Origin of the sequence: Paenibacillus aurantius, assembly GCF_032268605.1 — a bacterium.
GTDB classification, from domain to species: Bacteria; Bacillota; Bacilli; order Paenibacillales; family NBRC-103111; genus Paenibacillus_AO; species Paenibacillus_AO aurantius.
Genome location: NZ_CP130318.1, coordinates 1,592,280 through 1,608,510 on the forward strand (window position 1 = coordinate 1,592,280; position 16,231 = coordinate 1,608,510).

Consider the following 16,231-nt stretch of genomic DNA (forward strand, 5'->3'; position numbering starts at 1 on the left):
CTACCGGAAACGGTGCGGTCCTTACTAATAGAACCGGGGGAAATTTGTATTGGAGGGGGAGTCAAACATTGAAAGAGGAATTGATCCGGCCCGAATATCCAAGGCCGCAGTTTATCCGGAACGACTGGCTGAATTTGAACGGAATTTGGCATTTCGCCTTTGACGATGCACGTGCGGGCGAGCGGGATAGGTGGCATATGTCGGAAGAGCCGTTCGATCGGCAGATCCGGGTTCCCTTCTGCTTTGAAAGCAAGCTCAGCGGAATAAGCGACACCTCGATACACGACGTGGTATGGTATCGGCGCACTTTCGCGCTCCCTCCGGAGTTTCAGGGGAAAAGAACGCTGCTTCATTTCGGAGCGGTCGATTACACGGCCAAGGTGTGGGTTAACGGTATTTTCATGGGTTCGCACGAAGGGGGACATACCCCCTTCACCCTGGATATTACCTACGCGCTGCAAGAGGGAGACAACGTCCTGACGGTCCGGGCGGAGGATGATCACCTGGATACGACTTTGCCCCGGGGAAAGCAGTACTGGAAGGAAAAATCCGCCTCTATCTTTTATACCCGTACAACCGGCATCTGGCAGACGGTATGGCTCGAGCCGGTTTCCACCGTCAGCCTGGAGAAAGTGAAATGCACGCCTGACCTCGATCGGAACCGCATCGAATTAAAGGTTTTTCTAAGAGGAGGACGCCTGGACTTCCAAGCCGAAATGGAGCTCTCCGTAAAGATTGGAATGAGGGGACAGCCCGTCACCCAGGCCGTTTACCGCGTAACCCGGGGGATCGAATCTTACACAGTTGATCTCAACGACTTTCATGTCCATCAAAGTACGCATGAGCGGTGGTGGTCGCCGGAAACGCCCAATTTGTACGATATTCAATATGAACTTTCGCAGAATGGTGAAACGATCGACAGCGTCTCGAGCTATTTTGGTATGCGGAAAATCTCCATTGTCGATGGGCAAATCTATTTGAATAATTGGCCCTATTATATGAAGCTGGTGCTCGATCAAGGCTATCATCCCGAGGGGATTCTGACGTTTCCGTCCGATGACATCATTCGCCGCGATGTGGAGATGACAAAGGAGATGGGCTTTAACGGAGCACGCAAGCATCAGAAGGTGGAGGATCCTCGCTATTTGTATTGGTGTGACCGGCTGGGTCTCCTGGTATGGGGGGAAATGGCGAACGCCCACGATTCGAACGACGCCAATTTCCACAGATTTACGGCGGAATGGCAAAGCGCGATCGACCGGGATTACAACCACCCGTGCATCGTAGCGTGGGTTCCGCTTAATGAAAGCTGGGGGGTTCCGAATATAGCGAATGACGAAAGGGAGCAAAACTATGCCATGAGTTTGTACTACTTGACCAAATCGATGGATCCGAGCCGATTGGTCATCTCCAATGACGGCTGGGAGCAGATGAAAACGGACCTGATGACCATTCACGACTATTCGTGGGAGGAGAAAGTCCTGGATCAACGATACGGAAGTCTGGAGACGACGCTCTCGTCTCGGCCGGCTGCCAGGCTGCTGCTGGCGCGGGGGCAAACCTACGAAGGACAACCGATTATCATTTCGGAATTTGGAGGCATCAGCTATGATCCGAGCCATGGAGCATTCGGTATTCATTATTCGGCTGCGCAGGATGAAGAGGATTTGCTGCAGAGGCTGGCCGCAGTTATCCGGCCTGTGCTGCGCTCGCCGATCGTAAAGGGCTTCTGCTACACACAGCTGACGGACGTTGAACAGGAAGTGAACGGTCTGCTCACCTGCGACCGCAACCCCAAGGTGCCGCTTGAGAAGATCAGGGCGGTCCTGGAAGGCAAGGGTTAGTTTAATGGAGGGATTACGAGAGTGAAGAAGCCGCAGTTGGAAAATTATTTGACACCCCATAAATATGGAAAGCCGGTATTGACCGGCTCGGGCGTAAGTGGTGCCTTCGACAGCCATTCGGTGGATTGTCCCTTTGTCTTCCGGCATCACAATCAATTTTATATGATGTATATCGGTTTTGACGGATTGGGGTATCAAACCGCTTTAGCCTGCAGTCAGGATCTGCTTCATTGGGAACATCTAGCCGTTATTTTGAAGCGCGAAGAGCAATCAGCCCGCTGGGATAGTATCGGGGCGGCGGGAAATTGGATATTGAAGGAGTCCAACAACTTAAATGACCTGCCCGTTCTCAAGAAAGTACAAGGCCGTTATTGGATGGTCTACCACTCCTATCCCGGGGTTGGATACGAGTCGGGCCCGGCAGAAATCGGTTTGGCTTGGTGCGAAGAGGAAAGCTTGCTGCATTGGAACAGGCTGGAGCATCCCGTTTTTAGTTGGAAGGAAGGAGAAGATTGGGAGAGAGGCGGTTTGTACAAGGCTTGTTTGATTGAACACGAACAACGTTACTACCTGTTTTATAATGCCAAGGACGATATACCCGGACAATGGTCGGAACAGACGGGAGCGGCGGTATCCACGGATCTCATGAATTGGCAGCGCCTCAAGAATAATCCGCTTCTTCCCGTTTCTCCGGGACGGTGGGACAGTTATTTTGTTTCGGATCCTTTCATTGTGCAGGACCAAGGGGTCTGGTTAAATTTTTATTTCGGTTATGACAAGCGGCATGCCCAGGAAGGATTGGCCTACTCTACCGACCTGATTCATTGGCATAAGGTTGAACACCCGATTATCGAACATGGCAACAGAGGAACGTTGGATGAAACGCATGCCCACAAAGCCAGTATCGTTCGCTACGATGGAGTTCTGTATCATTTTTACTGTTCTGTCCGGCCTTACGCCAAAGGCGATATCACCGGTGAAACGACAAATGAATTCAGGTGTATCACGCTGGCCGCTTCCCGTTCTTTATAAATAATAAGAGCTGGAAGCCGAAAAGCTGCCTTTTGATTCGGTTGGCAGCGGTCATTGGGAATTTTTGCTCCATTACTAGTCGGGGAGTGATTGAAAATGAGAACGCCTAGGACCGGATTCTTGTCAGCAAGATATCAGATTGCTTTCGTCCTTATGATTATAGGCTGCTTATTCCTACTGCCAAAAACCGGACATGCCGTGGGTGGCGGTGGCTGGACGAAGCTTTATTCGATTGACGGCACATCGACGGATTCCATGATTTCCGCAGGCCAAACGAGGGGGGAGCAATTTTTTTCTGCTGATTCCTTTAATTCGCTTCGAGTCTTGTGCCCCAGTTATGCGAATAATATTGGAAATCTGACGTTAAAGTTGTATCGGTGGAATGCAGATTACGCAACGACGGTTGCGGGTACGCCCCTTGCTTCCCAAACCTACACGAATTTCTCGGACAATGCCTGGCTGCAGATGAATTTTGCGACCCAAGCCTCGGGCAATTATTTGTGGGTGCTCAGCGATCCGGTCGAAACCGTAGGTGTATGGACCTATACGGCCAGCACACATCCATCGACCGCCTACTTGAATGGAAGCACCGCGGGACTTGCAGGATATGATTATGTCTCTGAAGTCTATGATCTCGGCACGGCCCCGAATGTCGTTCCCAGTTTGCGGGAATGGACAAGCGCCGCAGGAGATTTCAGTCTTGCCGCCGGTTCCCGGATTGCAGTCGACAGTGCCTATAACGCGGCTCTCGCCGATACGGCGAATACGTTACGCGAAGACATCCTGGCGCTGACCGGCCTTGCGCTCAACGTCGTGACGACAACCAGCCCGGCGGCGGGAGACTTCTATCTTACCCTGAACAACACGGATTCCGGTATCGGCAGCGAAGGTTATATCATGCAAGCGGCCGACTACGTGACGATAAAAGCCAACAGCGCGAAGGGAGTATTTTATGGTACGCGTACGGCGCTCCAGATCCTGAATCAAAGCACGGACAAGACCGGCATCCCGAAAGGCACGGCAAGGGATTATCCGGCCTATAAAGAACGCGGATTTATGCTTGACGTTGCGCGTAAATATTTCACGGTTGACAGCATAAAAGACATCATCAAGTTTCTGTCATGGCACAAAATGAATGACTTGCACATCCATTTTACGGATAATGATGCTTTTCGGCTAGTCAGCACGACCTATCCGGGACTAGCGGCGGCCCAAAGTTATTCCCATGCGGATTTGCGGGCTATTCAGGATTTCGCCCGGAAATATCAGGTCACCATTACGCCGGAAATTGATCTGCCCGGACACGCAACGGCCATTACGTCTTATAAGCCCTCCATTGCGAATCAGACTTGGAGCGACGTGATAGACCTCTCCCTTCCGGATACGTTTACTTTTGTAAACAACCTTCTCGATGAATTCGTCCCCTTGTTCGATGCGCCCGATTTCCATCTGGGGACGGACGAAACGCCAAATGATGCCCGGGGTTTCCCCTATTTTGACCGTCACGTTGATACGGATACCCGCACGCATAATTATGCACTCGCCCAAGGGTACTCGACGGCAGGTGAGCTGTACCGCAAATTTATCAATGATTACAACACTGTTCTAAAAAACAAAGGAAAGAAAACGAGAGTATGGGCCTGGTTCGACACTCTTCCGGGCAATATTCCGATCAGCAATGATATCACCTATGACGCCTGGTTGGCGGACGGGATCCAATCCATATCGCAGAGAGGTTTCCAGATTATCAACTCGTCTGCCAAGTATCTTTACAGCGTGCCGGGCACAGGCTGGCAAACCGATAACGTGTTCCTTTATCAAACTTGGAAACCGTATATGTTCGACTCGTTCAACACCTCCAATCTATTGTCCTCCCGGGACCCGAACATCCTCGGAGTTAAATTCAACAATTGGAATGATATCTCGCTTGCCAAGGGCTTTACGGAAAAAGAAATTGCCAAAGTCGTGGCTTCGCCTTTGAGAATTGTTTCCGAACATACATGGGGAGGTCCCCAATCGGTCGAAGGTTATCCGGCGTTCCTGAACCGTGCGGCGCTGGCGGGAGAACCTCCGGGGCTCCTTACCCTGGGAGGGAATGCGCCGATCAATCTGGCTTTGACAAGACCCGTAACAACATCCTCGAATGTGAACGGCGATCTGGAAGGCATGTACGCCGTTGACGGGGCGGCCACGACGCGATGGGCGAGTGCCGAAGGAGCAGATCCCCAGTGGATCTATGTGGATCTCGGAACTTCGTCCAATTTCAACAGAGTGAAGTTAAACTGGGAAACGGCCTACGGAAAAGCTTATACGATCTCGGTTTCCGACGATGCGATAAATTGGCGTACGATTTATTCCACCGCCTCAGGCAACGGAGGGATCGATGAGATCAGCTTTCCCGTGGCAAAAGCAAGATACGTAAAAATTCTCGGCACCCAAAGAGGTACGGACTGGGGTTATTCCCTTTGGGAGTTAGGCGTTTACTATGACTTGCCTCAAGGAAATAATTACGCATTGAACAAGACGGCCGCAGCTTCTTCCGTTTTCCCGTCGTGGACAAATCCATCCAATGTGCTTGATGGAAATGAGTTGACAAGATGGTCCAGCAACGAGGGAACCGATCCCCAATGGATCTCTGTTGATCTGGGCCAGAGCAGAACGATCAACAGGGTAAGATTGAACTGGGAGGCCGCCTACGGCAAGTCCTATAAAATTCAGGTATCAACCGATGCGGTCAACTGGACGGATGTTTATTCCACGTCTGCCGGCAATGGCGGAATCGATGATATCGGATTCCCGGCAACGACGGCAAGATACGTTCGGATGTACGGTACGCAGAGAGGGACCCCGTTCGGGTATTCGTTGTATGAATTGGGCGTTTACTACGATAACCTGAGCCTGACGGATTTGGCATCTGCCAAGCCCGCTTATGCTTCAGGGGTATATCCTTCCGGTAACGTTGCCGGCAATGCAACGGACAACAGCATGACCACCAGATGGTCCAGCCCGGAGGGCATAGATCCCCAATGGATTTACGTGGATTTGGGCTCTTCCAAGAGTTTTAACGAAGTCAGGCTTTACTGGGAAGCCGCCTTCGGCAAGACATACAAAATCGAGGTATCCAATCATGCCGTGAATTGGACGAATATCTACCAGACGGTATCGGGTGATGGCGGGCTGGATGTTATTCCTTTCTCTGACGTGAATGCGAGGTACGTACGAATGTACGGCTTGGAAAGAGGCACGGACTGGGGATATTCCTTGTATAGCTTTCAGGTGTATTCGAACTAAAGGTAGATTTAGGATGGAGCGTATCCTGCATAGGGATACGCTTAATCATCCTGAACAAGACATACTCCTTTGTTGATTAGGAAATGCTCCGGGAACAAAAAAATGATAAAGGTGGTTCGTTTATGCTGAAGCAGACAGGAGTGCGCTTCCGGTTGCGTATGATTCTGATTTGTTTGTGCTGCGCTTTACTCTCTTTTCCCGCCTCCACATACGCCGTTTCCACAGGAAGTACATCAGCGGGGTGGAATATATTTGATCCGTCCGGAGGCGGAAAATACCGGTATGGGCCTTCTATGATTTTGAATGCAGACAATAGCATCGACATGTGGACATGCTCCTATGGCACAGTGGAAGAGTGGGATTATATCCGATACAATCACTCTCCTGATGGCGGCGCTACCTGGGGTACGGAATCGATCGCCCTCCGGCCTACCCCCGGTTCGGTGGACGCTTATTCCGTTTGCGACCCAGGCGTCGTTAAATTCGGCGGCTATTACTATATGGGGTATACTTCCACTCAAAATTCCTTAGGAACGGATAACGATGTGTTTGTCGCTCGTTCGACTAGTGTAACGGGTCCGTGGGAAAAGTGGAACGGCAGCGGGTGGGGAGGGAATCCGCAGCCTTTCATTACCTTTGATGATCCCCTCATCGACAAATATGGAGCGGGGGAACCCAGCTTCGTGGTCAAAGATTCCACGCTCTATATCTACTACACTTGGAGCAGCCGGGATCCGGTGACCGGAAGAAACATCGAGCAAATGAGGGTTCGTACGGCATCCACTTTGAATGCCAATTGGCCGGGGGCAACCGTCTATAAAGGAGTGGCCATCAACAAGGAGCAAGAGGAGGATTCGGCCGACTTTAAATATGTGCCGTCTCTGAACAAGTTTATTGCCGTCAGCACGGCCATGCGTATGGGACCGTTTGCTTATATCAAGTTGCACGAGTCAACGGACGGGATCACATATAAGCCGGCCACCTTACCCAAAAACTATATCAACATCGCCGCACACAATGCCGGCATTACAGGGGATGAACTAGGTCACTTTGATCCAACCAAGAACAACCGGATTGCTTATGCTTATGGAACCAAATGGGCTAATTGGTACACGGCCATGAACCCGTTTACTCTGACCAATGACAATCTTCCTGCGGTCCCCAGGATCCATGCCGTTATTCCCCAAAACGGACAGGTTGAACTCCATTTTCGGACGACAGGCATTTCGGGAGAGACCTACAAGATCAAATATGGGACGGTTAGCGGTTCTTATCCGAATACAATTACAGGGGTGACGGGCAGTCCCTATACCGTAACGGGACTGACGAACGGGACACCGTATTATTTTACCGTCACGGCGTCGAATGCCAACGGGGACAGCGGGAGCTCTTTGCAGGTGGGTGCCGTCCCGCTTGCATACAGTATCTCTCCGCGAATCGGTGTAACCGCCTCATCTCAGTTAAGCGGCTGGGAAGCCGCGAAAGCGATCGACAGCTCTGTTTCAACCGTTTGGTCTTCGGTCGATCATGACACTTCGTTGGCGCAGGAATGGATCACAGTGGATACGGGGGCTAATCGGATGATCAAGCGAACCACTTTGACACCGCGGCTTCCCGAAGAATTCGGATACCCGGGCCCGTTTGCCATTCAGGTAAGTACGGATAATTCCAACTGGGTAACCGCCGATCTGGATATTGGTCAATACAAGGTCGAACCGAATGCCCGGCATGTTTATGAATTCAATGAGCCGTTATATGGCCGGTATGTCCGACTTCTTACCAATAATTTAGGATTTGACCAATATCAGCCGAGGATTCACTACTTTCAGCTTTCCGATATTACCATTGAAGATATCCCGTTCGGCATTTCCGCCTCTTCCTCGCTTTCAGGCTGGGGACCGGAGAGGGCATTGGACGGGCTGAGTACGACGGATTATTCCAGTGTAAATTCGTCTTCTTCCGCCACCGTTCAATGGTTGTCAGAGGATTTGGGGGCGATACAGCCTGTTCAAGGAGTTAGGCTTACTCCTCGTGCGACCGGTTTGGGATTTCCTATTGATTTCAAATTCCAGTCAAGCAGCGACGGGGTTGTCTGGAACGATATAAGCGGGGCCTCTTATGTTTCTTATCCGAATCCGGGTTCCGCTGTACAGACATTTAAATTCGGATCACCGGTTTCTGCCCGCTTTGTGCGGTTGTATGCGACAAAGCTCGGAAACGATAACTATTCGAATTACTATTTGCAGCTCTCGGAGATCAAGGTGGATCTTCTCCCGAAGCGTACGGCCTCCAGTTCTTCCTCTCTTTCCGGTTGGGGGGCGTCCAATGCAGCGGATAATCAGACTGGAACGATATATTCCAGCATCGGGCACTCCTCGAGTAATTCAACCGAGTGGATAGCTATTGATACCGGATCCGTTCAAGCTTGGAGTCAATTGCGGGTCCGTCCGCGAGCCTCATACGGATTTCCTGAGAACTTTAAGATTCAGACCAGTAATGACGGCACCACCTGGTCCGATATCGTGGGACAAAGCTACGTCGATTACTATAATCCGGAAGCGACCACCCAAGTTTTCCCGTTCAGCACGCTTGTGAATGCAAGATACTTCAGGATTTACGCCACCAAACTGAGAGCGGACGATTATGGCGTCTATTATTTGCAAATGGATGAGATCATAGCTGATCATTGAATTCATGTTTCAGCGTCCGGAACCTAAGGGTTCCGGACGCAAATCCTGGTGCTCTTTTTCTTCCTGGCGGTTTCCCCTTTGTCACATCTTCGGCCTCCTTCCTGTCTTGTTTAATGACAACACGTGAAGGAGGTTTTCGCATGGTCGCAAAGTATGATGTGGCCATTGTTGGGGGCGGTATTGCCGGACTGACCGCAGCCCTTTATTTAGCAAGGGGCGGAAAACGCGTCGTCGTTCTGGAAAGCCAGAACCAGGTGGGAGGAAGGGCGATCACGAATAAGAAGGAGGGGATACACTTCAACTTGGGTTCGCACGCACTCTATGCCGGAGATGCCTACGACATTTTCCGGGAATTGAACGTGAATCGGGATATTTTTCGGAAAGTCGACGAGTTCACCCCGTACGGAATCTGGAAGGAGCGGGTGCACCCTTTCCCGGCAGCGATCGGCTCGCTGCTCAAGTCTCCCTTGTTATCTGTGGCGGACAAATACAGGTTCGGGGCCATCCTCATGAAGATTCTTAAGCTTGATACGGCCATGATTCCACACATGAGTCTGCGAGATTGGATGGAGGAGCATGTGGAAAGCCCGATGGTGCGTCACCTACTGTATGTACTTGCCCGAGGAGGGACATATGTACAGGCTCCAGATTTGCAAGTGGCGGGCCCTTTGTTCAGACAGATGCAACGCTCCATCACGGGAGTGTATTATTTGAAGAAAGGCTGGGGATCCCTGATCGAGGAAATGGGTTCGGAGGCACGTCGGCTCGGCGTGGGAGTGATGACTGGCAAGAAAGTCATAACCGTTGAGCATGATGAAGGGCGGGTGCAGCGAGTTCGATGCGAGAATGACGAAACGATTGAGGTTTCCTGTGTCATCCTGACGACATCGCCACACATCTCGAGCAAGCTGGTTCCTTCAGTCGAACAGACTTCGCTGCGGACGTGGGAGCAGCAGGCCATTCCGATTACGGCCGCTTGTTTGGATATCGGGCTCCGCCGGCTTCCCGTACCGAAGCATCAATTCATCTACGGCATCGATCAACCGATCCTTATGGTCAACGCATCAAGAATTAAAGGGCTGGAACTCAGTGAGAACGATGACGTTCAAGTGTTCCAGATGATCAAATTTCAGGGGCAGGAAAGCGATGCGCAGGAAGATCGAAGACAGCTCGAGCAGGCGATGGATCTCGTTCAGCCCGGCTGGAGACGGGAAAGGGTGACGGAGCAGTATTTGCCCAAAATGACGGTCGTTCATGACTTTCCCCATATGAAGCGGGTGGAGAATCCCGGTCCAGCCGTCCCCCAGATCAAGGGCTTGTACGTGGCTGGAGATTGGGTATCCCACGGTGAATATTTGGCAGGCGGGGCAGCAGCAAGCGCGAAGCGAGCTTCCCTCCATATTCTAGCGCACTAAACGGACGATTTTGGAAAGGAGGGCTGTATGGACACGGAACAACTATTTCAAACCTATCGGACGTTATTGTTCTCACTGGCGTATCGAATGCTGGGAAGCGTCATGGATGCGGAAGACGTCGTACAGGATGCTTTCCTGGCGGTGAACCAATTGCCAACGGACGCCAATATCCGGAACGTAAAGGCCTACTTGTGCAAGATCGTAACGAATCGTTGCCTGAACCTGCTGCAATCGTCCGCAAAACAGCGGGAAGTTTACGTGGGGACTTGGTTGCCGGAGCCGCTCGTGCATCTTGAAGATGTAAGCTTGGACCCTTCTGAAATTTATCAACAAAGGGAAACGATCTCAACGGCCTATTTGATGCTTCTGCAACAGCTAAGCGCAGTCGAGCGGGCCGTGTTTCTCCTGCGGGAAATCTTTCAATATCCGTACGACGAGATTGCCAACATGGTGGGGAAAAGCAGTTTTAATTGCAGGCAAATTTTCCATCGGGCCAAGAAAGGGATCCGACATGAACCTCCGGACCTGGCAACGAGCACCGTTACAGAGACGCAAGTGCGGCAATTCATCCAAAGCGTGATTGCAGGGGATGCGAACCGCCTGCTGGAGCTGCTGTCTCCGGACGCCGTCCATTATACAGATGGAGGCGGCAAGGCGCCGGCCGCCCTGCAGCCTGTCGTCGGAGCGAGGAGAGTCATTCCGTTTTATAGGCAATGGATGGATTGGTTCGGACGTCCTGACAGCCACTATTCCTATATAATCACTACGGTAAACGGAAGCCCGGGAATCGTAATGAGGATCGGCGGACGCATTGCTTACGTTTACTCGTTCGAGGCTTCGGACAGTAGGATTCATTCCATCTATGCCGTTGCCAATCCTGACAAACTCAAGTATCTGAAGGAGGTAGTAGATGAGAATCACCGAATTGGAACTGAGAACCGCCCGGTTGGCTGAAATGAAGGAGTTCTACACAGAAAGACTTGGATTTGCATTAGCAGCTATAACGGAACATTCCATCACAATCGTTGCCGGGGGAACGCGATTGACTTTCGTTCATGAGGAGGAGGGGAGGATCCTGCCTTCCTACCATTTGGCCATGAATATCCCTGAGAACCAGATTCACGATGCGAAAAGCTGGCTGCTGGCCAAAGGCTGCCAGGTGCTTTCCGCTGAGCCCCTTCCGTTCGCAGGAATCCAGGCAAACGAAGATATCGCTTATTTCGAAGGAACGGATGCGCATGCTCTCTATTTCGAAGATCCTTCGGGGAATCTGGTGGAGTTTATCGCCCGTCATCGAATGGACAATGCCTCCACAGAGCCTTTTGATCACGAATCCATTCTGAATGTCAGCGAGATCGGCTTTCCGCTACGCGGCAGCATATCGGAGGCCATTCAGCGCCTGGATTCCCGGTTTGACGTCACGCCTTATATCGGGGACGGAAAGACGTTTCAGATGCTCGGTGATGATCACGGAATGTTCATCCTAGGGGATCGGGCCATCGGCTGGTATCCTTCGATGGTCATTCCGGAAGTTCATCCTATTCTAATGACGATTCTCGATCCTCAAGAAGGGGAGTTTCAATTGGATCCATACCCCTACTTCATCCGCGCTGTTTCCGAAAGGCCAGTCTAAGGGAGGAATAAAACGTTGAGCAGTACGCAAATGACCACAACCCGCTCTTCGCTGCCGGCATCCGCTCAATACGCGCGGATAGGTTTTAGGATATTGAACGTGCTTTTTTCAATCTGTATTGCGGTGCAGGTGTTCTTGGCTGGATTCGCGCTGTTCGTAGATTCGGCTCAATGGGGGATGCACGGTCATTTCGCCCTATACCTCGCGCCTATCTCCGTCTTGTTGTTTATATTGTCTTTTCCGGCCAGACTGCCCAAGGGCATAAAAATTAAGAGTTTGGTGCTGATCGGTCTAATCCTTTTGATCTTCGCGACGGCTGTCTTCTCGGAAGAAATCGGATTCGCGGCAGCGGCCCATCCCGTCATCTCACTAGGCTTGTTCTTGAATGCGATGTTGATTATGAGGGATAATGAAAACGAAAGAATAGAGGAGCGGAGACAGCGTATTTAATCATGTAAACCTGATAGTCTATAATCAAGTAAACCTGATATTTAAGCGCAGGCAATGGATCCCTATCCACCATGACTGGCGTCAAAAGCGAGATGAACCTTATCAACGCCTGGACCAGCATTCGTCAATTGATGGCTAGGCGACCAGAAGCCGATCCGTACCCTCGGATTAGTTTATCTCCAATTTGAAACCCTGTCCGAATTATATCCGACTGTTCCCAACCATGTGGCTTTTCAAAATACTGTATAGGAGGAGTGAAATGAAAGTCAAACGAATCGTCGCCAATATAAATACGAAGGATATCACGGCAGCTAAATGCTTCTATCAGGATGTGCTTGGCCTTGATATAATGATGGATCTTGGCTGGATTAGAACTTATGGTTTAAACGAGGAGATGACCGTTCAAATTAGTTTTGCCTCACAGGGTGGCTCAGAAACGCCTACGCCTGATCTATCGATTGAAGTCGATGATGTTGATGCTGCATTAGAAGGCATGAAGAGAGCTGGATTTCCGATAGAATATGGCCCTGCTAATGAGCCTTGGGGCGTTCGACGATTCTTTGTCCGCGACCCGTTTGGTAAACTTGTCAATATTCTTGCTCATGACCAATGAACCGGTATTCGACCACTTTCTGCATACGTCTTCAGCCGTGTCCCCTAAACCTGCTTACATGCCCTGAGAAATCTGGAAGCAAAATGAGAGTAGAACTACGATTCCAATCCACGGCCTCGATCATCGTTGATCGAGGCTTTTTGGTGTCAACTATTGAGGGTATTATCAGGAATCATATGGTGGTAGTTGGAAAGGAATGGTAACCTTCAAAAGAATAAGAGTGGTAAAGTAATAGAGGACAAGGAAGGAGTCAGCCAAGCAGACCGCCCTAAGGAGGCAACGTTTGCTTTGCCTGCCTCTGGAGTATGGTTGGAAACGGTTCGCTGGGGGCATCCCTTATCCAAGTGACTGATGTATCCTTCTCTGTAGAAGTTGGCGAGTTCGTGCCGCGCCCTCCATCTCCTGATGGGTGGCCGGGGAAGGAGGATCAGGCAGACGGCGTACAAAAGAGGAGGGAGTATGGTGCCGAAACGTTATTTCAAGTCCTTTCGGCAGCTGCATGGGCGGCTGACGTTTTCTTACATGCTGATCAGTATTTTGGCGTGGCTCCTTGTGGAGCTGTTGCTGCTCGCGGGGCTGGGATGGGGAATGCATGCCTCGCGATCCTTTCTGCTGACGACTGCCTTGAAAAGCAATGCGAACGCAGCCGCTTCTTTGCTGGCGGGCGATCAAGGACCCGATCGTACAGGCTTAGCGATATGGCTCAAGCAGCAGCAGCACACGGTAGACAAAGTGTTTTCTTACACCGGCCTGTTTGCTGTGGTCGACCCACAAGGGCAAGTTATCGTATCAACAGGGGCTGGCACCTCCCCTCCGCCGCAAGGAGCTTTGCTGCCATCCCAGCTTTCCAACCAGGCAGGGGAGCTGCTGCGAACTTATCTTAAAAGCCCTGACCCTGGCGGAAGCTTAACCCGCCACAGCGCATCAACGGGAGTTCTCGTGCTCGTTCCGCTCGAAGCCCTGGAAAAGCAGGCAGCCGGAGTTCTCGTCTTCCAAGCCGATGACCTCCACATCCGCTCCTCGTTATGGCTTGGAATCGGCGTGACCTTCCTGCTTCCGGCCTCGGTCATCATTGTTCTTTGTGTCGGAGCGGCGGGCGCCGTGTTTGGTGCGGTCACCTCCCGGCCCCTGATCCGGAGGTTCGGCACCTTAGCGGATGCAGCCGACCATTGGAGCCGCGGTGATTTCTCCGTCTTGGTGCAGGATCCCGGCGGAGATGAAATGGGACGGCTGACCCGGCGGTTGAATCATATGGCCGAACAACTCCAGCACCTTGTGCAGGTGCGCCAGGAGCAAGCCGCGTTGGACGAGAGAGGAAGAATGTCGCGTGATCTGCATGACAGCATCAAGCAGCAGCTCTTTGCTCTTTTCATGCAAATCAGCGGAGCGAAGGCGCTTTTGCTGCAGCGGAAGGAAGGAGCGCTCACCCGGCTGGAACAAGCAGAGGAGCTGCTGGGGCAGGTGCAGGACGATCTCACGAACCTCATCCATGAGCTGCGTCCCGCCATGCTCGAAGGGAAACGGTTTCCGCAAGCGCTGCGGGAGCAAACCGGGCAATGGGCGGCGCAGACAGGGATCGAGGCGGTATTTCAAGTCCAGGGGATGAGGTCGATCTCGATGCCGCTTGAAGAAGCGTTGTACCGGCTTACGCAGGAAGCGTTGTCCAATGTGGCCCGCCACAGCGAGGCAAGTCAAGTTCATATTCAACTCCTCTTCCTGCCGGAAACAACCAGGCTGACAATAGCCGATAACGGCCGGGGATGTGACGTCTCCAGCCAGATGGGGAAGGGGGTCGGTCTCCTCTCCATGGCTGAGCGGCTTCTTCCCTTCCATGGAGAGGTACGCTATGAAAGCAAGCCGGGCCAAGGCTTTGTCGTGACCGCAGCCATAGCGGAAGAGGGGCGAAAGGACGACAAATCATAAGGAAGCCAATTATACAGAAGCCAAGAAGCGACAGGAGCGTGAAATAGACCGATGACCAAGGAAATTCACATTATGCTCGTGGACGATCATAGCCTGGTGCGCCAGGGAGTTCGTTCCTTTCTCGAAACCCAATCCGATTTACGCATCGTGGGGGAAGCGGCCTCGGGAGAGGAAGCGGAAGCTCTTGCCGCCGAACGGGTGCCCGATGTCGTCCTGATGGATTTGTCGATGCCGGGAATAGGCGGCATTGAAGCGATCCGCCGGGTTAAGAAAAGCAGTCCCCATTCTCAAATTGTCGTGCTGACCTCTTTTCAGGAGGACGAATATATTTTTCCGGCTTTGCGGGCGGGTGCTCTTTCTTACGTGTTAAAGAATGTCCAGTCGGGCGATCTTGCGGATATCATCCGAAAGGCGTGTGTCGGCGAAGCCTTTCTCCATCCTCGTGTGGCGGCACGGGTAGTGCAGGAGCTTCGGGAGGAACGAAAGGATATTCCGAACGTTTTTAACGATCTTACCGAACGTGAGCTTGAAGTGCTGCGCCTGATTGCCCAAGGAAACGCCAATGCGGCTATTGCGCAAGCATTGGGCATCAGCGAGCAAACGGTGAAAGGCCATGTCAGCAATATCCTTGGCAAATTGCAGCTGGCGGATCGGACCCAGGCGGCTGTCCTGGCTTGGGAGCAAGGCGTCGTTCAGCGCAAACGCCAAGATGGATAGGACAGTGCATCGCCAACGAAAAAACATAGGATGAGGTGTTCCGATGAATGAGCAGGTTCAGGTTCAAAGGATAACAAAAGGACTTCTTTGGTCGGGTTACGCCGTTTTTATTTGGTCCATTGCCTATATGCTTCCCCACCTTTATTGGGCTATGGGCGGCACACGGGGGGTGGGCATTCTTAAGCCTGACATCTTACAATTGAGTTATTTCGAATCGATTAATGGGATTGCCTCCGTATTTCTTACCGTTGCCGGGATCATAGGCCTGGCCTTTATCTATGGAAACAAAGGCAAAGCGACTCGTTATGTGCTGCTCTTTCTAGCTTTGGCGGGATGCTCGTTGTCCGCTTCGCACGGCATTTTTGGAATCCTTTATCGAATCCTTCAAATGAGCGGGAGGATCGGATTGGAGTCGGGAACCTTTACCCTCCGGGAGGATACCTATGTGCTGTGGGATCTGGTACTTTTTGAACCCTGGTTTCTGGTGGAAGGGTTATTGTTAGGCTTGGTAGGCTGGTATTTCCTTAAAGAAGCCCGAAGTCGAAAAATCTGGCTGGCCGCATGCCTGCTTGGCGTTGGTATCGGTTTGGTCACCGGATTGATGGGGGTTCGATTTGCCTAAA

Annotated in this window: 12 protein-coding genes; all 12 read left to right on the plus strand. The window is 51.7% G+C overall.

The features are described 5' to 3' along the window. Nucleotides 1-68 precede the first annotated feature (68 nt). The 12 genes from MJA45_RS07680 (at nt 69) to MJA45_RS07735 (ending at nt 16,230) form a co-directional block, all read left to right on the plus strand. Complete coding sequence (locus MJA45_RS07680) at nt 69-1,844, plus strand: glycoside hydrolase family 2 protein (protein ID WP_315606683.1); 1,776 nt, start codon at nt 69-71, stop codon at nt 1,842-1,844. 21 nt (nt 1,845-1,865) lie between these two features. Next, the gene (locus MJA45_RS07685; RefSeq protein WP_315606684.1) at nt 1,866-2,876 is read left to right on the plus strand and encodes a hypothetical protein; all 1,011 of its coding nucleotides are present in this window, start codon (nt 1,866-1,868) and stop codon (nt 2,874-2,876) included. Between the two features lie 369 nt (nt 2,877-3,245). Continuing rightward, nucleotides 3,246-6,167: a discoidin domain-containing protein gene (locus tag MJA45_RS07690; protein ID WP_315606685.1), complete on the plus strand. Its 2,922-nt coding sequence runs from the start codon at nt 3,246-3,248 to the stop codon at nt 6,165-6,167. 293 nt (nt 6,168-6,460) lie between these two features. Beyond that, nucleotides 6,461-8,857 (plus strand): discoidin domain-containing protein, encoded by a 2,397-nt coding sequence (locus MJA45_RS07695; protein WP_315606686.1) that lies wholly within the window; start codon nt 6,461-6,463, stop codon nt 8,855-8,857. Between the two features lie 140 nt (nt 8,858-8,997). Further along, a complete protein-coding gene (locus MJA45_RS07700; protein ID WP_315606687.1) occupies nt 8,998-10,272 on the plus strand; it encodes a phytoene desaturase family protein in 1,275 nt (424 codons plus the stop codon). A 27-nt stretch (nt 10,273-10,299) separates the two neighbouring features. Next, nucleotides 10,300-11,226, plus strand: a complete 927-nt coding sequence (locus MJA45_RS07705) for an RNA polymerase sigma-70 factor (RefSeq protein ID WP_315606688.1) — start codon at nt 10,300-10,302, stop codon at nt 11,224-11,226. Continuing rightward, nucleotides 11,183-11,905: a VOC family protein gene (locus MJA45_RS07710; RefSeq protein WP_315606689.1), complete on the plus strand. Its 723-nt coding sequence runs from the start codon at nt 11,183-11,185 to the stop codon at nt 11,903-11,905. Before MJA45_RS07705 ends, MJA45_RS07710 begins: the two co-directional genes overlap by 44 nt. 30 nt (nt 11,906-11,935) lie before the next feature. Next, nucleotides 11,936-12,355 (plus strand): DUF6220 domain-containing protein, encoded by a 420-nt coding sequence (locus MJA45_RS07715; protein ID WP_315606690.1) that lies wholly within the window; start codon nt 11,936-11,938, stop codon nt 12,353-12,355. 259 nt (nt 12,356-12,614) lie between these two features. Next, the gene (locus tag MJA45_RS07720) at nt 12,615-12,968 is read left to right on the plus strand and encodes a VOC family protein (RefSeq protein ID WP_315606691.1); all 354 of its coding nucleotides are present in this window, start codon (nt 12,615-12,617) and stop codon (nt 12,966-12,968) included. Between the two features lie 462 nt (nt 12,969-13,430). Beyond that, nucleotides 13,431-14,891, plus strand: a complete 1,461-nt coding sequence (locus MJA45_RS07725; RefSeq protein WP_315606692.1) for a HAMP domain-containing sensor histidine kinase — start codon at nt 13,431-13,433, stop codon at nt 14,889-14,891. A 51-nt stretch (nt 14,892-14,942) separates the two neighbouring features. Continuing rightward, nucleotides 14,943-15,608: a response regulator gene (locus MJA45_RS07730; protein WP_315606693.1), complete on the plus strand. Its 666-nt coding sequence runs from the start codon at nt 14,943-14,945 to the stop codon at nt 15,606-15,608. A 127-nt stretch (nt 15,609-15,735) separates the two neighbouring features. Beyond that, the gene (locus MJA45_RS07735) at nt 15,736-16,230 is read left to right on the plus strand and encodes a DUF3995 domain-containing protein (protein ID WP_407083149.1); all 495 of its coding nucleotides are present in this window, start codon (nt 15,736-15,738) and stop codon (nt 16,228-16,230) included. The last annotated feature ends 1 nt before the right edge of the window (nt 16,231 follow it).

What these genes read in the sequence shown, in the direction of transcription:
- MJA45_RS07715 (WP_315606690.1), top strand. Translation starts at nt 11,936, where the DNA reads ATGACCACAACCCGCTCTTCGCTGCCGGCATCCGCTCAATACGCGCGG.
- MJA45_RS07705 (WP_315606688.1), top strand. Translation starts at nt 10,300, where the DNA reads ATGGACACGGAACAACTATTTCAAACCTATCGGACGTTATTGTTCTCA.
- MJA45_RS07700 (WP_315606687.1), top strand. Translation starts at nt 8,998, where the DNA reads ATGGTCGCAAAGTATGATGTGGCCATTGTTGGGGGCGGTATTGCCGGA.
- MJA45_RS07720 (WP_315606691.1), top strand. Translation starts at nt 12,615, where the DNA reads ATGAAAGTCAAACGAATCGTCGCCAATATAAATACGAAGGATATCACG.
- MJA45_RS07735 (WP_407083149.1), top strand. Translation starts at nt 15,736, where the DNA reads ATGCTTCCCCACCTTTATTGGGCTATGGGCGGCACACGGGGGGTGGGC.
- MJA45_RS07730 (WP_315606693.1), top strand. Translation starts at nt 14,943, where the DNA reads ATGACCAAGGAAATTCACATTATGCTCGTGGACGATCATAGCCTGGTG.
- MJA45_RS07695 (WP_315606686.1), top strand. Translation starts at nt 6,461, where the DNA reads ATGATTTTGAATGCAGACAATAGCATCGACATGTGGACATGCTCCTAT.
- MJA45_RS07710 (WP_315606689.1), top strand. Translation starts at nt 11,183, where the DNA reads ATGAGAATCACCGAATTGGAACTGAGAACCGCCCGGTTGGCTGAAATG.